20 protein-coding genes and 1 tRNA gene are annotated in these 20800 nt (G+C 72.4%); 10 read left to right on the top strand and 11 right to left on the bottom strand.

The annotated features are described in order from the left end of the window. Positions 1-88: 88 nt before the first annotated feature. Positions 89-739, bottom strand: coding sequence for a TetR/AcrR family transcriptional regulator (locus IE258_RS36940; protein ID WP_189750194.1), 651 nt, complete (start codon positions 737-739; stop codon positions 89-91). A gap of 118 nt (positions 740-857) precedes the next feature. On the opposite strand from IE258_RS36940, the gene IE258_RS36935 reads away from it, so the two are divergent. Continuing rightward, a complete protein-coding gene (locus IE258_RS36935; protein ID WP_189750193.1) occupies positions 858-1724 on the top strand; it encodes an SDR family NAD(P)-dependent oxidoreductase in 867 nt (288 codons plus the stop codon). Here the strand turns inward: IE258_RS36935 and IE258_RS36930 are convergent. The 4 genes from IE258_RS36930 to phoU form a co-directional block, all read right to left on the bottom strand. After that, positions 1666-2949, bottom strand: a complete 1284-nt coding sequence (locus IE258_RS36930; RefSeq protein WP_189750192.1) for a lanthionine synthetase LanC family protein — start codon at positions 2947-2949, stop codon at positions 1666-1668. The two genes, IE258_RS36935 and IE258_RS36930, sit on opposite strands and share 59 nt — an antisense overlap. Positions 2950-3003: 54 nt before the next feature. Next, the gene (locus IE258_RS36925; protein ID WP_127892465.1) at positions 3004-3360 is read right to left on the bottom strand and encodes an SCO4225 family membrane protein; all 357 of its coding nucleotides are present in this window, start codon (positions 3358-3360) and stop codon (positions 3004-3006) included. Between the two features lie 196 nt (positions 3361-3556). Further along, the gene (locus IE258_RS36920; protein WP_164883312.1) at positions 3557-3712 is read right to left on the bottom strand and encodes a hypothetical protein; all 156 of its coding nucleotides are present in this window, start codon (positions 3710-3712) and stop codon (positions 3557-3559) included. Between the two features lie 143 nt (positions 3713-3855). Beyond that, positions 3856-4545, bottom strand: a complete 690-nt coding sequence (phoU, locus tag IE258_RS36915; protein WP_159328884.1) for a phosphate signaling complex protein PhoU — start codon at positions 4543-4545, stop codon at positions 3856-3858. 214 nt (positions 4546-4759) lie between these two features. Here phoU and phoR point away from each other — a divergent pair, with 214 nt between their 5' ends. Both phoR and phoP read left to right on the top strand, forming a co-directional pair. Then, complete coding sequence (gene phoR / locus IE258_RS36910) at positions 4760-6067, top strand: two-component system sensor histidine kinase PhoR (RefSeq protein ID WP_189750191.1); 1308 nt, start codon at positions 4760-4762, stop codon at positions 6065-6067. Between the two features lie 5 nt (positions 6068-6072). Then, complete coding sequence (gene phoP / locus IE258_RS36905; RefSeq protein ID WP_011029519.1) at positions 6073-6744, top strand: two-component system response regulator PhoP; 672 nt, start codon at positions 6073-6075, stop codon at positions 6742-6744. 117 nt (positions 6745-6861) lie between these two features. Here phoP and IE258_RS36900 read toward each other — a convergent pair whose 3' ends face one another. After that, entirely contained in the window at positions 6862-7602 is a 741-nt protein-coding gene (locus IE258_RS36900) for a copper chaperone PCu(A)C domain-containing protein (RefSeq protein WP_189750190.1), read from the bottom strand. A 621-nt stretch (positions 7603-8223) separates the two neighbouring features. Here IE258_RS36900 and IE258_RS36895 point away from each other — a divergent pair. The 6 genes from IE258_RS36895 to IE258_RS36870 all read left to right on the top strand — a co-directional run bounded on the left by IE258_RS36895 (position 8224) and on the right by IE258_RS36870 (position 14862). Further along, positions 8224-8706, top strand: coding sequence for a CarD family transcriptional regulator (locus tag IE258_RS36895; protein WP_003953493.1), 483 nt, complete (start codon positions 8224-8226; stop codon positions 8704-8706). 315 nt (positions 8707-9021) lie between these two features. Then, positions 9022-9834 carry a 2-C-methyl-D-erythritol 4-phosphate cytidylyltransferase gene (ispD, locus tag IE258_RS36890; protein WP_229892661.1) on the top strand — a complete coding sequence of 271 codons (813 nt, stop codon included), beginning with the start codon at positions 9022-9024 and terminating at the stop codon, positions 9832-9834. Further along, entirely contained in the window at positions 9824-10336 is a 513-nt protein-coding gene (gene ispF, locus IE258_RS36885) for a 2-C-methyl-D-erythritol 2,4-cyclodiphosphate synthase (protein ID WP_189750188.1), read from the top strand. Before ispD ends, ispF begins: the two co-directional genes overlap by 11 nt. 194 nt (positions 10337-10530) lie before the next feature. Next, complete coding sequence (gene cysS / locus IE258_RS36880; protein ID WP_189750187.1) at positions 10531-11931, top strand: cysteine--tRNA ligase; 1401 nt, start codon at positions 10531-10533, stop codon at positions 11929-11931. 135 nt (positions 11932-12066) lie between these two features. Then, positions 12067-13011, top strand: a complete 945-nt coding sequence (gene rlmB / locus IE258_RS36875) for a 23S rRNA (guanosine(2251)-2'-O)-methyltransferase RlmB (RefSeq protein WP_189750186.1) — start codon at positions 12067-12069, stop codon at positions 13009-13011. Positions 13012-13128: 117 nt separating this feature from the next. After that, positions 13129-14862 (top strand): DoxX family protein, encoded by a 1734-nt coding sequence (locus IE258_RS36870; protein ID WP_189750185.1) that lies wholly within the window; start codon positions 13129-13131, stop codon positions 14860-14862. An 85-nt stretch (positions 14863-14947) separates the two neighbouring features. Here the strand turns inward: IE258_RS36870 and IE258_RS36865 are convergent, their stop codons facing one another. The 3 genes from IE258_RS36865 to msiK all read right to left on the bottom strand — a co-directional run bounded on the left by IE258_RS36865 (position 14948) and on the right by msiK (position 17584). Further along, entirely contained in the window at positions 14948-15685 is a 738-nt protein-coding gene (locus IE258_RS36865; RefSeq protein WP_189750184.1) for a nucleotidyltransferase family protein, read from the bottom strand. 42 nt (positions 15686-15727) lie between these two features. Further along, complete coding sequence (locus IE258_RS36860; protein ID WP_127895436.1) at positions 15728-16183, bottom strand: hypothetical protein; 456 nt, start codon at positions 16181-16183, stop codon at positions 15728-15730. A 264-nt stretch (positions 16184-16447) separates the two neighbouring features. Beyond that, a complete protein-coding gene (gene msiK / locus IE258_RS36855) occupies positions 16448-17584 on the bottom strand; it encodes a diacetylchitobiose ABC transporter ATP-binding protein MsiK (protein WP_127895434.1) in 1137 nt (378 codons plus the stop codon). A 219-nt stretch (positions 17585-17803) separates the two neighbouring features. Between msiK and IE258_RS36850 the strand changes: the two genes are divergently transcribed. Further along, a tRNA-Thr gene (locus tag IE258_RS36850) sits at positions 17804-17877 on the top strand. A gap of 64 nt (positions 17878-17941) precedes the next feature. Here IE258_RS36850 and IE258_RS36845 read toward each other — a convergent pair. Together IE258_RS36845 and IE258_RS36840 are read right to left on the bottom strand one after the other, a co-directional pair. Next, a complete protein-coding gene (locus tag IE258_RS36845) occupies positions 17942-19576 on the bottom strand; it encodes an alpha/beta hydrolase (protein ID WP_189750183.1) in 1635 nt (544 codons plus the stop codon). Positions 19577-19675: 99 nt separating this feature from the next. Further along, the coding region (locus IE258_RS36840; protein WP_229892659.1) for an NADase-type glycan-binding domain-containing protein at positions 19676-20800 on the bottom strand (1125 nt) is incomplete at its 5' end.

The following is a 20800-nucleotide window of genomic DNA, read 5'->3' as shown; positions in this document are numbered from 1 at the left end:
GGCCTCCCTTCGGCATCCACCGTGGCAGCGGGTGTCCCTGCCGCGCCCGATCGCTCCGGTCCGGTTCGGTCGGCGCCCGCCGCTCCGGTCAGAGGCCGGGCAGCTCTGCCTGGCCCGGCTGGGCGCGGAGTCCGTCGAGGACGATCACCAGATAGCGGCGCCACGGCTGGGACGGCTGCTCCGCGGGCAGCGCCATCACCGCGTCCATCATCGCCGCGATCGGCGCGAGGTCGGCCTCGGTGACCCCGTCGCGCAGCACGCCCTCGGTGCGGGCCCGGGCCAGGAGGTGCTCGCAGTGCGCGGTGATCGCCTGCCGTGCTCTGGTGAGACCGGCCCCCTCCACGGTGCCCTGGCGCATCAGTTCACGCAGCCCGCGGTTGTGTGCCGCCCGTGCCAGCGCCTTCTCCAGGAAGTCGGCCAAGGCGCCGAAGGCGTCGTTCGTGTCCCGGGCCTCCCCGGCCATCGCCGCGATCTCTTCGAGCTCCTCACCGAAGACGGCCTCGGCCAGCGCCTGCTTGTCGGGGAACTTCCGGTAGACGGTGCCGACTCCGAGTCCGGCGTGGTGCGCGACGTCGTTGAGCGTGGCCTGCAGCCCGCGTGCGGCGAAGACCTCCCTCCCCGCCTGAAGGATGCGGCGGCGGTTCAGCTCCGCGTCGCGTCTGAGCGGGCGTGCCGTTGACGCGGCCGATGTCGTCCCTCGTGCGGCGTCGGCTTCCCCGGCCTCTCGGTCCCCGCTCATGCAAGCCCTCTCCGCCGTCTTGACCGAACACAATCGGATACATCGTATCCGCTTCGTGCTAACGTCCTGACGACGGTAAGCGGATATTTGATATCCACATGTGGCTGAGGAGCTGGCGATGCAGACCGTGGTCATCACCGGAGGTACCGACGGGCTCGGCAAGGGGCTCGCTCTGCACTATCTGCGCCAGGGGGCGCGGGTGATCGCTGTGGGCAGTACGCCCGCCAAGGGCGAAGCCCTGCTGACGGAAGCGGCGGCGTTCTCCGACGGCGGCCGGGCCGTCTTCCTGCGCTGCGACCTCACCTCGGTCCGGGCCGCCCGCGAACTCGTCACCACGATCGAGGGCATCTGTCCCTCGGTCGACAAGCTCGTCCTCTGCGCCCAGCGCTACCGGCTCTTCGGGCCTCGTACCGTCACCGCGGAGGGGTTCGAGCACAGCTTCGCGCTCGCCTATCTGAGCCGGTACGTCCTCGGCCACGGACTGCGTCACGCGCTGGAGTCCGCCCCGCGGCCCGTCATCATGAACGTCGGCACCCCCGGCATCCCGCTGGGCCGGATCCACTGGGACGATCCGCAGCTGGCGGCGGGGTACAGCGGGACCAGGGCCACTCTGCAGTCCTTCCGCGCCAACGACCTGCTGGGCGTCGCCTACGGCGCCGTCCACCCCGAGACGCCCGTCCGCTACGTCGGCTACAACCCCGGAGTCGTGGCGACCGGGATGCCCGAGCACCTGCCACCGCCCCTGCGGACTCTCACCAAGGCGTCCTTCGCCCTGCTCGCCGCCTCCGTGGCCAAGGCGGTCACCCCCATGGTCCGCCTCCTGGACGAGCCCCCGGGCGAACCGTTCACCGCCTACCGCACCACACGCCGGCTCTCACTGAAGGGAGCCTCCTTCGACCAGGACGCAGCCCTGCGCCTGCACCGTCTCACCGCGCGGGCGACCGACCCGGCGCGGTGGCCACCGGCGGCTGGTCCGGCCACGTGAAGGCGTACCCGGGGGAGCCCCCGCGGGCCAGGCGTACGTAGCGGAGCAGCTCGCGGACGATTCCCGCGTTGCCCATGGCCCAGCCGGTCTGCGGTTCGAGGTCGCCCGGGGTGGACCGGTAGTCGTGGTTGGACCAGCGGGCGCCCTCGCCGTCCCGGGTCGCGCGGGCGGTCAGGTCCGCGACCAGGACGTCGGCGAAGTCGAAAGCGTCCCGCTGCTCGGCGATCCGGTCGCAGGCCAGGGCCAGGACGCCCGCGGTGCCGCAGCAGCGGCCGTTGTTGTCCCAGAAACCGGGGCGCAGCCGCTCCGGGACGCCGGAGTGGGTGACCGTGTGCCAGCAGCGGTCGGCCAGCGCGGTCCAGACGGGATCGGCCGTGACGTCCCGCAGGGTGCGGAAGAGCTGGGCGTCGCCGGACGGGCCGTGGCACCAGCCGTAGCTGACCGGGTCGATCAGGTCCGGGTGGAACTGCGGGGTGGAGTGCGGGGCCAGGAAGCCGTCGGGGCCCGCGGAGTTTCGGGACACGACGTCGGCCGTGGCGGACAGCGCCAGGTCGAGCAGGTCCCCGCGGCCGGTGGCCCCGCCGACCCGGGCGAGGGCCAGGGCGATGCCGAGGGTGCCGTGCGAGACGTGGTGCAGGCGGGAGTCGGTGTCCGGACGGTGCGGCCAGTGGACGCCGTGCGCGGTCCGCTCCGCCGTACGCAGGTACGGCTCCACGGCCAGGACGGCCAGGTCGGGGTCGCCGGCCAGCAGGGCGCCCAGGCCGATGCCCGCGTTGCCGCCCATCAGCTCGAACAGTGCGCCCCAGCGGGTGCCGTCGAAGCGGGAGCGGACCAGGCCGAGGGCGCGGTCCGCGGCTTCGCCGGCGGCCGCGTCGCCCAGACAGTCGTGGACGGAGCGCAGGACCAGGGCCAGGCCGGTGCGGCCGAAGTAGAGGGAGTCGTCGTCCAGGTCGTCGACGCGGGCGGCCAGGGCGCGGGCCGCGCGCAGGGCGGTGTCGGCGTACGCGTCGTCGCCGAAGTGCCGCCAGGCATCCAGGAACACGGGGACGGTGCCGGCCGTGCCGTTGTAGAGCATCGGTTCGTCGGCGTCCTCCGACGGCCTGGTCGGCCAGGCGAGGCCGCCGTCGGCGGCCTCCCGCGCCGCCCCCGTCAGCCAGCGCAGTCCGTCCACCGCGATGTCCTCGACCTCGTCGACCGCCACGACCGTGGCTCCTGGTGCCGTCATGGGGTCACTCTCGCACCCGCGCCTCGGACCGGCCCAAGGGCCCAGGTGGCGCGGTCAGTTCGCCGTCGTCAGGCGGGCGCGGTCGCCCCTGCGGCCCCGCAGGGTCTGCCACACCGCGCCCAGGGCCAGCGACTGGACCAGCGCGGAGAGCACGATGCCGCCGATGAGGAACCACGTCGGGGCCTCGCCGCCCCAGCCCGCCTCGCCCAGCCAGGCCACGAAGCCGAAGGCCGGGAAGGTGAACAGGGCGGGCCAGACCCAGATGAGGGAGGCGTCGGGGCCGGTCGCGAAGAGGGGCTCCGCCGCGGCGACGGCCATCGCGCCACCGACCAGGGCGAGGTAGACCGCCGAGACCCGGTTGGTGACGGTCAGGCGGGTCAGGGTGCGTATGCGGCTGGTGGCGTTCGTCATCGGGATCAGGCTCCCCGTGCTCGTCGTCTGCTTCGTCCGGCTTCCTGTCTCCAGGGTCGGGCGGGAGCGGAGCCGGAGCCTGAGTACCCGTACTCAAGTCGTACGACGCGACACTCACGGGTGGCCGTGGGCGGTGGCCGTCAGCGGCGGCCGTACGGCGGCCGGGGCTGCCGGCCGCCGCCGTACCGTCGTCGCGTCAGCCGCACTGGCAGGGGCTGCCGGACTGGCAGCCGCAGCCGCAGCCCGAACCGCAGCCGCAGGCGGCGATCAGCGGGAGGCTGCGGATCTCGGTGGGCTGCTCGGTGGGACGCTCCTGTGCGGGGTCGGGCTTCGTGCTGGGGGAATCGGCCATGGTTCCTCCTGGAAGCGGGTGCCTGGGACCCGGGTGTCTGGGTCCATTGCACGCCCCTAACGGCCGTCGCATCAACGGCGCACGGAAGCGAACGCGCGCCCCATTGCGCCGTTGACGCGCGGGACTCGGCCGGACTCGGCCCCTCAGGCCCCCTCGACCTGTGTCGTCGGCTGGATGTCCGACTGGAGGTCGTCCGCGTGCTCGCCGGTGACCAGGTAGACCACCCGCTTGGCGACCGAGACCGCGTGGTCGGCGAAGCGCTCGTAGTAGCGGCCCAGCAGCGTCACGTCGACCGCCGTCTCGATGCCGTGCTTCCAGCGGTCGTCCATCAGGTGCTGGAAGAGCGTGCGGTGCAGGAGGTCCATCGCGTCGTCGTCCTGCTCCAGCTGGAGGGCCAGGTCGACGTCCTTGGTGATGATCACCTCGGCGGCCTTCGCCATCAGGCGCTGAGCGAGCTGGCCCATCTCCAGGATGGTGGCGTGCAGGTCGTGCGGCACCGCACGCTCCGGGTAGCGCAGCCGGGCCAGCTTGGCCACGTGCTGGGCCAGGTCGCCCGAACGCTCCAGGTCGGCCGACATCCGCAGCGAGGTGACGACGATCCGCAGGTCCGTCGCCACCGGCTGCTGGCGGGCCAGCAGGGTTATCGCCCGGGCCTCCAGCTCGTGCTGGAGGTCGTCGACCTTCTGGTCCGCCTCGATGACGGCCTCGGCCAGCTTCAGGTCGGAGTCGAGGATCGCGGTCGTGGCGCGTCCGATGGCCGACCCGACCAGCCGGGCCATCTCCACCAGACCGTCACCGATCGAATCAAGTTCCTCGTGGTACGCGTCCCGCATCAGGATTCCCTCTCGTACGTCCGTTTCGGGGGCTCGAAGACGGCCTCGCGCCCCTCGCCGTGCCCCCACGCTTACACGTTCCGGCCTGTACGCGTCCGTTTCCGGCACCCCAAATGAACCGTCCCTGGCTCCAAGGTGAACTCTGGGCGACGAGTGTTCGAGGTCGCACTCCGATGGCTGGGGCGGGACGGTTCGGCGTGCCTAACCTGGAGACATGGACGTGAACGCGGCGGTCGCCGCAGTGGCGGCGATCGCCGGAGTACTCACCGGCGTCATCGCCGTGCTGGCGTTCCGCTGGAGCGAGCGGGAACAGAAGCGCCCCACGCGCACCTCGCTCCACACGGACCCCGTGCTGCCGCCGGGTGTCGACACCGTCCTTTCCGTGCTGCGCTCCTCCGCCGTCGTCCTCGACGAGGCCGACGCGGTGGTCAAGGCCAGCTCGGCGGCGTACGCCCTCGGCCTGGTCCGGGGCGGCAAGCTCGCCGTCGAGCCCATGCTGCAGATGGCCAGGGACACCCGGCGGGACGGAGAGATACGGCAGGTCGAGCTGGACCTGCCGCGGCGCGGGAACGGGCGGGGGGAGGCCCTCGCCGTCTCCGCACGCGTCGCGCCCCTCGGCTCGCGGCTGGTGCTGCTGCTGGTCGAGGACCTCACCGAGGCCCGCCGCATCGAGGCCGTACGGCGTGACTTCGTCGCCAACGTGAGCCACGAGCTGAAGACCCCGGTCGGGGCGCTCTCGCTGCTGTCCGAGGCCGTGATGGACGCGGCGGACGACCCGGAGGCCGTGGAGCGGTTCGCCGGGCGCATGCAGATCGAGGCGACCCGGCTGACGAACCTCGTCCAGGAGCTCATCGACCTCTCCCGGGTCCAGAACGACGACCCCCTCGACGACGCTGAGCCCGTCCGGGTGGACGAGCTGGTCGCCGAGGCCATCGACCGCTGCCGGCACGCGGCCGGCACCAAGCAGATCACCATGGCCGCCGGAGGCACGGCGGATCTGCACGTGCGCGGCAACCGCGGCCAGCTCGCCGCGGCCCTCGGCAACCTCGTGGAGAACGCCGTCAACTACTCGCCGGCCCGCACTCGCGTCGGCATAGCCGCCCGCCGTGTCGCCGCCCCCGGCGGCGACCTGATCGAGATCGCCGTGACCGACCAGGGCATCGGCATCTCGGAGAAGGACAAGGAGCGCGTCTTCGAGCGCTTCTACCGCGTCGACCCGGCCCGCTCCCGGGCCACCGGAGGCACCGGTCTGGGTCTCGCGATCGTCAAGCACGTGGTCGCCTCGCACGGCGGGGAGGTCACGGTGTGGAGCGCCGAAGGCCAGGGCTCCACGTTCACCCTGCGACTGCCGGAGGCGGGCCTCGCCCGCGACCGCGCACAGCGGCGCTCCGACCGCGCCGGGCTCAGCGACGAGACCGAGCGGTCGTCCGCTTCCCCCCATGCCCCCCATTCCTCGCATTCCGTGCATTCCCCCCATACATCCCCGTACGAAACGTTTCCCGCCCCGGAGGTCCTTCCGTGACCCGTGTGCTCGTCGTCGAGGACGAGGAGTCCTTCTCCGACGCCCTGTCGTACATGCTCCGCAAGGAGGGCTTCGAGGTCGCCATCGCGACCACCGGCCCCGACGGACTCGACGAGTTCGAGCGCAACGGCGCCGACCTCGTGCTCCTCGACCTGATGCTGCCCGGCCTGCCGGGCACCGAGGTCTGCCGCCAGCTGCGCGGCCGCTCGAACGTCCCCGTGATCATGGTGACGGCCAAGGACAGCGAGATCGACAAGGTTGTCGGGCTGGAGATAGGGGCCGACGACTACGTCACCAAGCCCTTCTCCTCGCGCGAGCTGGTCGCCCGCATCCGTGCCGTACTGCGCCGGCGCGGCGAGCCGGAGGAGGTCGCCCCGGCCGCCCTGGAGGCCGGTCCCGTCCGCATGGACGTCGACCGGCACGTGGTGACCGTCGGCGGCACCAAGGTCGACCTGCCGCTGAAGGAGTTCGACCTGCTGGAGATGCTGCTGCGCAACGCCGGTCGGGTGCTGACCCGCATGCAGTTGATCGACCGGGTCTGGGGCGCCGACTACGTCGGTGACACCAAGACCCTCGACGTCCACGTCAAGCGGCTGCGCGCCAAGATCGAGCCCGACCCGGGCGCGCCGCGGTACCTGGTGACGGTGCGCGGGCTGGGCTACAAGTTCGAGCCGTAGGCCGGCGACCCCCGGACACGGGCGAAGGGCGGGACCTCACGGAGAGGTCCCGCCCTTCGGTCGTACGTGGCGTTCGTGCGCGTGGTCGTACGCGGGTGCGTCCGTACGGTACGGCGCTCAGTGACCGGCTTCGGTGCCGGTCCCGGTGCCCGCGTCGGTGCCGGTGTCCGTGCCCGCGTCGGTCCCGTTCTCCTGGCCGGAGGAGTCGCCGGTGGACTCGCCCGCGCCGGCCGTCTGGCCGTCCGCCGGGGTGCCCGAGGACTCCCCGTCGGCCGGCTCGCCCGAGGTCTCGGCGGAGGCTTCCCCGGAGGGCTCGGCGGAGGCGCCCGGGGCCGCCGGGGTCTCGCTCGGGCCCCACTCGGAGAAGAAGCTCTCGGCGGGGACGACGAACGCGCGCAGGCTGACCGCGCCGGTCTCGCTGAAGGTGAAGGTGATCTTCTGCGCGTTGCCGTCCCGGATCGCCTCGCGGCTGCTGGGCAGGACCGCGGCGGCGTTGTCCTTGCCGCCGAGGATCAGCGAGCCGCCGGCCGGGACGGTCAGGTCGCCCTTCTCGCCCTTGGCGGGCTTCAGCTCGGCGGACTTGTCGGTTCCGGCCACGGTGACGGACTCGAGGGTCTGGTCCTTGTCGCTGCCGTTGAACAGGGTGGCGGAGACCACGGCCGGGCCGGTCGACTCCAGGTCCGGCTGGGTGATGACGACCGCGTTCTGGATCTTGATGTTGCCGACGGACGTCGCGGCGTTGTCCGGCTTGATCTCCAGCGTCTGGGCGTTGTGACCGGCGCCGCACGCGGCGAGCGAGGCGATCGAGAACGCGATGGCGGCGGCGGCGAGGGCACCGCGTCGAAGGCTGCTGCTCACGGCGGCGGCAACTCCTTGGACTCGAGCGGGGTGGCGGCAACGGATAAAGCCGCCCTAAGTGGCTGTCAGCGGCCTTAGGCTACCGAGCCGTTCTCGGGCCGCCGCACCCGACCCTCCCCGAAGACATCCCGCTTCGCTCGGCAGGCGGTAGGCCCCGGACGCTCGGACGGGCCGTTTAGCGGCTCGTACTCGTCCGACATTCAGCTATGAAGCCCTCCGCCATACAGGTCGAGGATCGGCACGCGAAATTTCCGTGAAGGAATGCGCGGGCGGCCGGGGAATTGATCACCGGTGGGCCCGCCGGGGTGGCTCGTGATCAATTCCGGAATCGTCCGGAACCCCGTCACGGCCACCGAACGGAGTAGCGGAAGTCGCACGCGTGGAACCGGACATATCGGGATCTTCGGGCGGGTGGCGGAGGCTCCGGATGTGTGTGACGTGCGTGTTTCGCCCGGCCTGGAGAGCCGCTCCGACCTGCGAATACTTTCTTCCGCCGGCCCGGCGCAGCACGTTCGTGTCGCTGTTGTCAAGCCCCGAGATATGCCCTGACCTGCGAAAACGCCATTCAGAAGACGCCGTTTCCGTGTTACCCTGGATAGCCACGGAAGGGGTACCTGTCACATGACGTTCAAGGTTGGCGACACCGTGGTCTATCCCCATCACGGGGCCGCGCTGATCGAGGCTATCGAAACTCGCCAGATCAAAGGCGTGGACAAGACCTACTTGGTGCTGAAGGTCGCCCAGGGCGACCTGACGGTACGTGTGCCAGCGGACAATGCGGAGTTCGTCGGCGTGCGTGATGTGGTCGGTCAGGACGGGCTGGACCGGGTCTTCGAAGTACTGCGCGCGCCGTACGCCGAGGAGCCCACGAACTGGTCGCGTCGTTACAAGGCAAACCTGGAGAAGCTCGCCTCCGGCGACGTCATCAAGGTCGCGGAAGTAGTGCGCGACCTGTGGCGCCGGGAGCGCGAGCGCGGACTCTCCGCAGGTGAGAAGCGCATGCTCGCCAAGGCCCGCCAGATCCTGGTGAGCGAGCTGGCTCTCGCGGAGAACACCAACGAGGACAAGGCGGAGGCCCTGCTCGACGAGGTGCTCGCCTCCTGATCCGACTGGATCCGAGGCGAGGCGCAGACCGTCAGCCACTCGGTTCAGCGCACTGAAATGCCGCGGTGCCCGATGACATCCTTGCTGTCGCCGGGCGCTGCGGCATGTTCGTACCCGGACACGGTTTCCGGCATCCGGACGTCCGGATGCCCATGATCCTCGTACGCTCATCCCGGGAGGTTTCCCCGGGTCCTGGCGTGCCGGGCCCGGGCTGCTGGCTCGACCAGGGTCACGGAAGGGTCCGGTCAAGGCATCGCGCCCGGCACGGTGAGGCCATACCCAACTAGGTCGAGCACACAAACCTGACAGGAACCGATGTCTGACGAATCGCGTCCCTCACCCACCGAGACGTCTGCCGGGACGTCCTTCGAGACGTCTGCGGAGGCGTCTTCCCCGGACCGTCCGCATGCCAGGACCGCAGCCGTGATTCCGGCCGCGGGCCGGGGCGTACGGCTCGGCCCGGGTGCCCCCAAGGCCCTGCGCGCGCTGGGCGGCACGCCCATGCTCATCCACGCGGTCCGGGCGATGGCCGCCTCCAACGGGGTCTCCCTCGTCGTGGTCGTCGCCCCGCCCGACGGCGCGGGAGAGGTCAAGAGCCTCCTCGACGCGCACTCGCTGCCCGAGAGGACCGACTTCGTCGTGGTGCCCGGCGGCGAGACCCGGCAGGAGTCGGTACGGCTCGGCCTGGACGCGCTGCCGCCCGAATACGACATCGTCCTGGTGCACGACGCGGCCCGGCCGCTGGTGCCGGTGGACACGGTGGACGCCGTGATCGACGCCGTACGGGAGGGCGCGCCCGCCGTGGTGCCGGCGGTGCCGCTCGCCGACACCGTCAAGCAGGTCGAGCCCGCCGCGGTGCCGGGGGAGCCGGAGCCGGTGGTGGCGACGCCGGAGCGGGCGCGGCTGCGTGCCGTGCAGACCCCGCAGGGTTTCGACCGCGCGACGCTGGTGCGGGCCCACGGGACGGTGACCGACGACGTCACCGACGACGCGAGCATGGTCGAGCAGCTGGGGCTCGCGGTGGTGGTGGTGCCGGGGCACGAGGAGGCGTTCAAGGTGACGCGTCCGCTGGACCTGGTGCTCGCGGAGGCGGTACTGGCGCGCAGGAGGCTGAACGATGGGTTCTGAGAGTCCCGGTACGGGAGAGCTGCCGCCGCTGCCGCAGGTCGGGATCGGTACGGACATCCACGCCTTCGAGGACGGGCGCGAGCTGTGGTGCGCCGGGCTGAAGTGGGAGGGCGAGGGGACCGGGCTCGCCGGGCACTCCGACGCGGACGTGGTCGCGCACGCGGCGTGCAACGCGCTGTTCTCGGCGGCGGGGGCCGGGGACCTGGGGCAGCACTTCGGCACCGGGCGGCCGGAGTGGTCCGGGGCGTCCGGGGTGACGCTGCTGACGGAGGCGGCGCGGATCGTGCGGGCGCGGGGGTTCCGGATCGGGAACGTCGCGGTGCAGGTGGTCGGGGCGCGGCCGAAGATCGGCAAGCGGCGGGACGAGGCGGAGGCGGTGCTCGCCGCGGCGGTGGGGGCGCCGGTGTCCGTGTCGGGGGCGACGACGGACGGGCTGGGCTTCCCCGGGCGGGGGGAGGGGCTGATGGCGGTGGCCACGGCGTTGGTCGTGCGGGTGTCCTGAGCGCGGGGGTGGGCACCCCGCGTCGTCCGGCCGCGCGCCCTGCCGTGCGGGGCCCTGCCCCGCGCCCCGCCAGGGGCTCCGCCCCTGGACCCCGCCTATGCCCACCCACCACCCGACTCGCGGGGACGAGAAGTGGCCGCAACAACTGGGTACGCGTGCCCCTGGCACTGCTCGGCGCCTACTACCCTGGACACGTGACTATTCGCCTGTACGACACCAGCGCCCGGCAGATCCGTGACTTCGCCCCTCTCACGCCGGGCTGTGTCTCGATCTACCTGTGTGGTGCCACCGTGCAGGCCGCCCCGCACATCGGGCACGTCCGGTCGGGGCTGAACTTCGACATCATGCGCCGCTGGTTCGCCTACCGCGGCTACGACGTCACGTTCGTCCGCAACGTCACCGACATCGACGACAAGATCATCAAGAAGGCGGCCGAGCAGAACCGCCCCTGGTGGTCCATCGGCTACGAGAACGAGCGGGCGTTCAACGACGCCTACACCGCCCTGGGCTGCCTGCCGCCCACCTACGAGCCGCGCGCCACCGGCCACATCACCGAGATGGTCGAGATGATGCGCGGCCTGATCGAGCGCGGCCACGCCTACGAGGCCGACGGCAGCGTCTACTTCGACGTGCGGTCCCTGCCGGGCTACCTGTCGCTGTCCAACCAGGACCTCGACGAGCTGCGCCAGCCCACCGGCGAGGGCGAGACGGGCAAGCGGGATGCGCGGGACTTCGCGATGTGGAAGGCGGCCAGGCCCGGCGAGCCCAGCTGGGAGACGCCGTGGGGGCGGGGGCGGCCGGGCTGGCACCTGGAGTGCTCCGCGATGGCGCACAAGTACCTGGGCAGCGAGTTCGACATCCACGGCGGCGGTATCGACCTGATCTTCCCGCACCACGAGAACGAGATCGCCCAGGCCAAGGGGTTCGGCGACGCCTTCGCCCGGTACTGGGTGCACAACGCCTGGGTCACCATGAGCGGCGAGAAGATGTCCAAGTCGCTGGGCAACAGCGTGCTGGTGAGCGAGATGGTCAAGGCGTGGCGGCCGGTCGTGCTGCGCTACTACCTGGGCACCCCGCACTACCGCTCCACCATCGAGTACAGCGAGGAGTCCCTGCGCGAGGCCGAGTCCGCCTATGCGCGGATCGAGGGCTTCGTGCAGCGGGTCACCGAGCTGGCCGGGCACGCCGTGGAGCCGGCCGGCGAGGTGCCGCCCGCCTTCGCCGAGGCGATGGACGACGACCTGGGCGTCCCGCAGGCCCTGGCGATCGTGCACACCACCGTCCGGCAGGGCAACAGCGCGCTGGCCGCCGACGACAAGGACGCCGCCGTCGCCCGCCTCGCCGAGGTCCGCGCCATGCTCGGCGTCCTCGGCCTGGACCCGCTGGACGCGCACTGGGCGGGGGAGCAGGAACAGGGCGAGGACCTGCGCGACGTCGTCGACAGCCTCGTACGCCTCGTCCTGGACCAGCGCGAAGCCGCCCGCGCACGCAAGGACTGGGCCACCGCCGACGCCATCCGCGACCAGCTCGGCCAGTCCGGACTGGTCATCGAGGACAGCCCGCAAGGACCCCGCTGGACCCTCGGCCCCCGCTGACCCGGCCGGGCGACGAGACCCGGGCCCGTAGATCGATTGTGCCGCCCGGCCCTCCGGGCGGCACACTGCATAAGACGCACGTACGACGCACACTCCCGTAGAGACGCGAAGTCGCAGAGAGCGAGACAGGTACTCATGGCCGCGAACAACCGCCGCATGTCCGGCAAGAAGGGCGCGCAGGTCGGCAGTGGCGGCAAGCGACGCCGGGGCCTGGAAGGCAAGGGGCCGACGCCCCCCGCCGAGATGCGCAAGGGGCACGCCAAGCAGCGCGCCGCCAACGCCAAGGCGCGCCGCGCCACAGGCGGCCGCCCGCAGCAGCGGCGCGGCGGCGGCCGGTCGACGTCCGAGCTGGTCGTCGGCCGCAACCCGGTCTATGAGGCGCTGCGCGAGGGCGTGCCCGCCTCCACGCTCTACGTCCAGCAGTTCATCGACAACGACGAGCGGGTGCGCGAGGCGCTGCAGCTCGCCGCGGAACGCGGTGGCATCAACCTCATGGAGGCGCCGCGTCCCGAGCTGGACCGGATGACCAACGGGCTCAACCACCAGGGGCTCGTGCTCCAGGTGCCGCCGTACGAGTACGCGCACCCCGAGGACCTGGTCGCCGCCGCCCACGACGAGGGCGCGGACCCGCTGATCGTCGCCCTCGACGGGGTGACCGACCCGCGCAACCTCGGCGCCGTCGTCCGCTCCGTCTCCGCCTTCGGCGGCCACGGCGTCGTCGTGCCCGAGCGGCGCGCGGCCGGTATGACGGCGGGCGCGTGGAAGACGTCCGCAGGTACGGCCGCCCGCACGCCGGTGGCCCGCGCGACCAACCTCACCCGGGCGCTGGAGTCGTACCAGAAGGCCGGCATCACGGTCGTCGGCCTCGCCGCCGACGGCGAGGCCGAACTCGGCGACCTGGAGGCCCTCGACGGCCCCGTGGTCATCGTCGTCGGCAGCGAGGGCAAGGGCCTGTCCCGACTTGTCGGCGAAACCTGCGACTTCCGGGTCCGCATCCCGATGCCGGGCGGGGCCGAGTCCCTCAACGCCGGTGTGGCGGCGGGGATCGTGCTGTACGAGGCGGCGCGTCGGCGCTCCTGAACAAGCGTTCGCCGGATAGCTCATACGGGGTGTTCGAGGCTGTCCGGACATGCTTGACGCGGTCCGGACAGATCGGGGCGGTCAAGGCAGTGTCCTAACGACACATCACTCGGTTAGATGAGTGTGGACACCAGAACACCCCGCACACCCACGGGGGACCGCTCGTCGGGATACGACGACGCTCCCGCGCTGAGCATGGTGAAGGTGCCGAGCGATCCGGCCCAGGTCATCGTCAACCACGCGAGTTTCCGCGTGCAGTTCGGTGCCTCCGCCCGGCGGACCCAGTCCCCGCGGATCGCGCGGCACCTGAGCGCCACCCAGGACCCCGCCCGCATGCCCGGCGCCCCGGCCGCGGGCCGTCGCCGCGCCGTCGTGTGGAGCGGGCGGTCCGACCCGGACGACACCGGCGCGCACCGGCTGCTCCAGGCGGTGCGTGCGGGCGCCGGTCAGCACGTCGAGGACCCGGCCGCCGACCACGCGGGCGACGCGGGAGCCACGCAGGTCATCCCCCGGGTCGACCTCGACGGCGGCCCCCTGGACTACGACGACGGCCCCGCCACCCAGACGCTCGAGACCCCCCTCGTCGGCGCCCAGCGCGGCCCCCTGCCCGACGGCACCCGGCTGCTGCCCGCGATGCGCACCGTGGGCAGCGCCTACGACGAGCCGGCCTACGACGAATCCGCCTACGGTCCGCAGGACTTCGGGACCGGAACCGACGGCTACGACGACGGCTACGGCCCCGACGGCTACGACGACGATCCCGACGCCGACCGGCCGCGCAGCAGGCGCCGCACCGACGACCCGGCACGGCACGCCTACTTCCCCGGCCGCCGTATGAACCTCGGCGTCGTGCTGCTGCCGCTGCGCGTCTTCCTCGGCTTCATCTCCATCTACGCCGGCATGGGCAAGCTCTGCGACCCCGTCTACTTCGACGGCGGCGAACGCGGCTCCATGGTCAAGTGGCTCAACACCCTGCATCCCTGGGACGTCGCCGAGCCGCTGCGCCAGTTCGCCCTCGCCCACCCGGTGGGCGCCGGGCTGGTCATCGCCTTCCTCCAGGTGCTGGTGGGCGTCCTGACCGTGCTCGGCTGCTGGCAGCGCGTGGCCGCCGTCATCGGCGCCGCCCTGTCCGCCGCGCTCCTGGTCACCGTCAGCTGGAAGAGCGTCCCGGTCTACGACGCGCCCGACATCATCTACCTCGCCGCCTGGTCCCCGCTGATCATCGCCGGGGCGCCCGTCTACTCCGTGGACGGCAGGCTCGCGGGCAGCGCCTGGCGCCGGCTCGGCCCCCGCTCCGACATCTGGGACCTGCGCCGCTACGTCCTGCGCCGCGGCGCCGTCATCACCTTCCTGGTCGCCGGTGTGACCCTCCTCGTCGGCTCCGTCCTCGGCGGCGCCGTACGGGACGCGGACCGCGTGGTCGTCCCCGGGCCCGGCGAGGCCCCGCGCAACGAGCTGCCCGGTTCCCCGCTCCCGCAGGAGCCCGGCACCCGCAAGCCGAAGACCTCCTCCCCGGAGGCGTCCGCCTCGCCCACCCAGGGCGCCACCAGCGGGGCGTCCACTCCCTCCGGGGACTCCGCGACCACCCCGGGAGCGACCCGCGACAGCAGCGGCACCGCCACCGGCGGTGGTACGCCGAGCCAGACCCAGGGCACCACGGGTCAGGCTCCGCCGCGGCAGTCCACTCCGGCGGACCAGGCGCCGAGCACCACGGCGGGGCCGACCGCGGGCGGCACCTCGACCGGCGGCGGCAGCGGCGGCTCCACCGGCTCCACCGGGAGCGGTGAGGGCGGCGGTTCGTCGTCCACCGGAGAGCCGGGCGGCCGCCTGGTGGGCGGCCTCCTGGGCTAGCGGCAGCACGCCACACCGGGAACGGCAGCAGGGCCCCGCACACGAGGTGCGGGGCCCTGCTGCTGCCGTCGTCGTGGTGGAGCCCTCAGCGGCCGCTCAGCGCCGCCAGTTCCCGGGCCGCCTCCGTCAGGTCCTTCGCGGTGTCGATCGCGCGCCAGTAGGAGCCCTGCGGGATCGGGAAGCCGGCCAGGCGGTTCTCGCGGGCCAGGCGGGGGAAGGTGGTGCGTTCGTGGTCGCCGCGTTCCGGGAGCATCGCGGCGAACTCGGGCGAGAAGACGTAGACACCCGCGTTGATCTCGAAGGTCGAGGGCGGCGCCTCGATGAAGTCGGTGATGTGGCCGAAGCCGTCCGTCTGGACGGCGCCCCACGGCAGCCGGGGGCGGGCCAGGGCGAGGGTCGCGACGGCGTCCCGCTCGGCGTGGAAGTCGGCCATGTCGCGCAGCGAGAAACGGGTCCAGATGTCGCCGTTGGTGGCGTACCAGGACCGGTCCGGGTGCGGCAGGTGGGCGGCGGCGTACCTGAGGCCGCCGCCGCGGCCGAGCGGCTCGGTCTCCACGACGGTGGTGACGGAGAGCGGCAGGTCGGCGCTCTCCAGCCACTTCTGCAGCACCTCGGCCAGATGGCCGCAGGAGACCACGACGTCGGTGACGCCCTCCTCGGCGAGCCAGGCGAGCTGATGGCCGATGATCGGAGTCCCGGTGCCCGGGATCTCGACCATCGGCTTGGGCCGGTCGTCGGTGTAGGGGCGCAGCCGGGAACCCTGCCCGCCGGCCAGGACGACGGCTTGAACGGGGCGGCGGGACGCGGCGCTCGGATCGGTCATGCCCGAACTGTACGCGGCGCCCCCGCCGCCTCCGGAGGGCGCTCAGCCGTGCGCGGCCAGGACGCCCGAGGCGAAGGCGGTGTCGCAGACGGGGCGGGCGTACGACTGGGCGCGCGTCGGGCCGTAGACCTTCACCGCGGCGCGGCCGAGGGCGCGGGCGATCGTCGCGCAGTGGTCGGCCAGCGACGGGCGCTCGTTCACCGCCTGCTGGAGGTGGGTGAGGGCGACGCCCGGGTCCTCCTCCTGCAACTCGGTCAGCAGCCGGTCGCGCAGCACTTCGTGCGGGGCGCGGGCGGCGCGGGCGGATGATGCCTTGGCGGAGGACGCCTCCGACGCGGCGAGCACCGAGTCCGAGGGATCCCCGGACCAGTTGACGCGGGTGACCGCGAGAGTCCCGGAGAGCACCAGGACGACGGGCAGGACGAAGGCGAGAGAGCGGCCGATCCGGCGGGCGGGGCCCCGGCCGCGTCGCGTCTGTCGGGTGGTGGAGTGCTTCACGGAGTGCTTCACGCGAGTGAGGGTAGCGCCCGGTAATGATTTGGCGACATTTAGTCACCCTATCGGGGGATGAAGAGCTGCCTTCGGCGCGGTAGGGGATTGACGAACACGGGTCGAAACGTCCGTTGTGCCGGGGTATTTGTCGACAACGAAAAGAGCCCCGCAGCAGGCCGCGGGGCTCTTTTCGTCAACGCGGGTGAAATCACCCGGTCGCGTGGTTTCTCAGCGGGGGGTTTCGCGGGCGGATCACCCGCGCGACCGCGCTCAGTCGGTGAGGCGCTCGCCCGTGGAGGACGAGAACACGTGGGTCTCGCCCGGACGCGGCACGACGTGGACGGTCGCGCCCTTCTCCGGCACCGCACGGCTGCTGACGCGGACCACGAGGTCCTTGGTCTCGCCGCCGACGTCGACCGTGCCGTAGATGTAGCCGTCGGCGCCGGTCTCCTCCACGACGTTCACCGAGACCGCGAGGCCGGCCGGGGCGTCCGCGGAGTCCTTCGACAGGGTCTTGGCGGCGCCCCCGTTCAGCTCCACGACGTCGAAGTGCTCCGGGCGGACGCCGACGGTGACCGTGCGGTCGCCCTTGTCGGAGGCGGCCTTCAGGGCGTCGCGGTTGACCGGGACGACGCTGTTGCCGAACTTCACGCCGCCGTCGGTGATCGGGACCTCGACCAGGTTCATGGCCGGGGAGCCGATGAAGCCGGCGACGAAGAGGTTCGCGGGCTTGTCGTACATGTTCCGCGGGGTGTCGACCTGCTGGAGCAGACCGTCCTTGAGGACCGCCACGCGGTCGCCCATCGTCATGGCCTCGACCTGGTCGTGGGTGACGTAGACGGTGGTGATGCCCAGGCGGCGCTGGAGCGAGGCGATCTGCGTACGGGTGGAGACGCGGAGCTTGGCGTCCAGGTTGGACAGCGGCTCGTCCATGAGGAACACCTGCGGCTCACGCACGATCGCGCGGCCCATCGCCACACGCTGGCGCTGACCGCCGGAGAGCGCCTTCGGCTTGCGGTCCAGGTACTCGGTGAGGTCGAGGATCTTCGCGGCCTCCTCGACCTTCTGCCGAATCTCCGCCTTGTTGACGCCGGCGATCTTCAGGGCGAAGCCCATGTTGTCGGCGACCGACATGTGCGGGTACAGCGCGTAGTTCTGGAACACCATGGCGATGTCCCGGTCCTTGGGCGGCAGGTGCGTCACGTCGCGGTCGCCGATGCGAATGGCGCCGCCGTTCACGTCCTCGAGTCCCGCGAGCATCCGCAGCGAGGTGGACTTGCCACAACCGGACGGGCCGACCAGGACGAGGAACTCGCCGTCCGCGATGTCGATGTCGAGACCGTCGACGGCGGGCTTCGTGGAACCCGGGTACACGCGGGTCGCCTTGTCGAACGTAACAGTGGCCATGGTGAATGGGCCCCCTTCTACCGGCAGGAACGTGCCGGACGATCCGTTGTAGGAAGGTGGTGGTGTAGTCCACACGGGTGAAGCTGAGCAGGACGGTACCCGGCGTTCACCTGATCTGTCAGTAGCTGGGGGTCTGTGAATTTCGCCGAAACTTTCGAATCACATCGTTCACCGGCTCTGTGTACAGTGGAGCAGCCTGCGCGCGCCCGCCGCGCGCCTGCCTCCTTAGCTCAGCTGGTCAGAGCGCCGCTCTTGTAAAGCGAAGGTCGTCGGTTCGAATCCGACAGGGGGCTCCGCACCCGGCACACCGACGCCCCCGCGATCCGTGATCGCGGGGGCGTCGGCGCGCGGTGCCGGTTACTTGCCCTCCGGCAGGGGCTCCGCCTCGCAGACCGTGCCGGGCTTCGGGAGGGTGCCGTTCAGCAGGTAGGCGTCGACGGTGTCCTGGACGCAGGTGTTGCCGCTGTCGTAGGCGCCGTGACCCTCGCCCTCGTACGTCAGCTCGACGCCCACCTTCTCGCCGAGGCGCTGCGCCATGCGGGCGGCGCCCTCGTACGGGGTGGCGGGGTCGCCGGTGTTGCCGACGAGCAGGACGGGGGGCGCGCCCGGGGCGCCGACCTCGGGGTGCCGGGCGGCTCCGGGGACCGGCCAGCCGTCGCAGGACAGGGCGCTCCAGGCGAGGCCGGGGCCGAAGAGGGGGGAGGCTTCGAGGAAGTCAGGCAGGCGGGACTCGACGTCCGCGACGGTGTAGCGGTTGCTGGAGTCGTCGCAGGTGATGGCCCGGAAGGCGTCGTCCTCGTTGCTCTCCTCGGTGTCCGCGTCGTCCGTGTCGCCGCCCCTGCCGTGCTGGCCCAGGGCTTCGGCGAGGTCGTGCAGGACCTCGCCGTTGTCGTCGGCCGCGGCTTCCAGGCCGACGCGGAGGGCGGGCCAGTAGTCCTGCCGGTAGAGCGCGCCGCTGATGGCGTCGACGAGTCCGTCGCCGTCGAGTTCGCCGTCGTCGGGGGTGGCCAGCGGGGTGTCGTCGAGGGCCGCTTCGAGGCCGACGACGAGGTCCACGATGTCCTCGGCGTCCTCGCCGAGCGTGCAGCCCTGCCGGGCGCACCAGGCGGCGAAGTGCTCGAAGGCGAGCTGGAAGCCGCCGGCCTGGGCGAGGGCCTCCTCCATCAGGTCGTGGGTGGGGTCGACGACGCCGTCGAGTACGGCGCGGCCGACGTGCTCGGGGAACAAGTGCGCGTAGACGCCGCCGAGTTCGGTGCCGTAGGAGATGCCGAAGTAGTGCAGCTTCTCGTCGCCGAGGACCTGGCGCATCAGGTCCATGTCCTGGGCGGCCTGGGTGGTGCCGACGTAGGGGAGGACGTCGCCGGAGTTCTTCTCGCAGGCGGCCGCGGTCTCCCGGTTGAAGCGGACGAGGGCGTTGGTCTCGTCGCCGCCGTCGTCGGGGGTGTTGTCGATCTCCTCCTCGCTGGGGAGGCCGGCGTCCAGGCAGCGCACGCCGGCGCTGTTGCCGACGCCGCGCGGGTCGAAGCTGACGAGGTCGTAGCGGGTGCGGAGCTTCTCGTAGTCGGGGGCGAGCCCGGGGAGGGTGGCGACGCCGGAGCCGCCGGGGCCGCCGAAGTTGAAGAACAGGGAACCGATCCGCTGGTCCGGGTCGCCGGCGGCGCGGGCGCGGATCAGCGCGAGGTCCATGGACTCGCCGGAGGGGTTCTTCCAGTCCAACGGCGTGCGCAGGGTGGCGCACTGCCACCGGGTGCCGTCGGGGAGTGCGCCGGGGGCTTCGCCGCCGCCCTGGACGGGCGCGGGGGCGGGGCAGTCCTTCCAGGCGAGGGACTGGTTGCGGAGGCCGGTCAGGGCCTGTGCGTCGGTGGTGGCGCCGCCGGTGTCGCCGTGCCGGTCGCCGTCCCGGCCCGTGGGCGCGCAGGCCGCCAGGGAGGAGGCGAGCAGGGTGGCCGTGGACAGCAGGACGGCGGTGGATATCGCTCGTGCTGTGGGCATGGCCTCAGCCTCCGGTGGCCCGGAGGGGGGCGCATGGTGTGGCGTCCGTTCGGGTGGGCCCCGCCGGTCGGCGGCGGTGAGTGGCGGGGCCCGGCCCGGTCAGGAGGAGGGGTTGGCGCTGGACGGGCCGAAGAACTCGATCTCGGAGATGGCCACCTGCTTCTTGGCGGACGCCGCGTGGGCGGACTCGATGGTGAAGCGGACCTTGGTGACCTCGCCGACGCGGAACGGGCGTCGCTGGCCGCCGGCGCCCTGGTCCAGGGTGAGGTCGCGGGTCTTCACCGAGCCGTCCTTCATGGTGATCGTCGCCTTGACGCGGTGCGGCAGGGCCGACTCCCGCAGCTTGTCGGCGCGGGTGGAGACACCGGGGGTGATGATCACGTCGAGGAGCCGGGTCGGCTCGTTGAAGGTGGCCTCGACCCACTGGCCCTGGCCGGACTCCGAGATGCCCGGACCCCACCAGGTGTTGCTGAGCTTGTCGATGAGGAGTTCGGGATTGTGGCCGGGGAAGGAGCGCGACGCCTTGATGCCGTCCGGGGAGACAGGGGCGCGCTTGGCGAAGTGGTCGCGGGTGTTCTGGACGCCGTCGGGGATGTACATGAAGCCGAGGACGGCCAGGGTGGCCACGACGGCGACGGTGATCCAGGTGCCGATGCGGTCGAAGACGCGGCGCAGGCGGGGGCGGTCGCCGGCCCACGGCGTCTCCTGGCGCCGTCCGCCGAAGAGCCGGCGCCACCAGGGGGCCCGCACGGTGGCCTGGTCGCCGCTCGCGACCAGCGGCATGGCGCAGCGGGCGCAGTAGTGGCGGTCGGGCCGGTTGGGCGTGGAACACCAGGGGCAGGGCGGGCCGTTGGCGACGTCCGGCTGGTGGCCGGGGGCGCGGACCTGCGGCCGGTCGGCGTCGGGGCGGCCGGGCAGGACGGGGGCGACGGCGGGGGGCGCCGCCGGGGCGGGGGCCTCGGGGTCGGCGACCGGGACGAGGAGGGAGCGGGCCCGGTCGGACATGGTGTCGGTGAGCGCGTTCGGGGCGGGCGCGGAGGCGGCGGCGGAGGGCACCGGGGCGGTGGGTGCGGTCTCGTCGGTGCCGGGCGCCGGGCGGGCGGCGGCTGCCGGCGCGTCGTCCGGACCCTGGGCGCCTCCCGCGGGGCCCGTGCCCTGCGCGTCCCCGGTGGCGGCCGCGGCGGCGGGCGTGGCCCCGGCGCCTGCCGGGCGGCGCGGCTGGGG

Origin of the sequence: Streptomyces tendae (genome assembly GCF_014650435.1) — a bacterium.
Classification (GTDB): domain Bacteria; phylum Actinomycetota; class Actinomycetes; order Streptomycetales; family Streptomycetaceae; genus Streptomyces; species Streptomyces tendae.
This window is presented reverse-complemented; position numbering and strand designations above follow the sequence as displayed.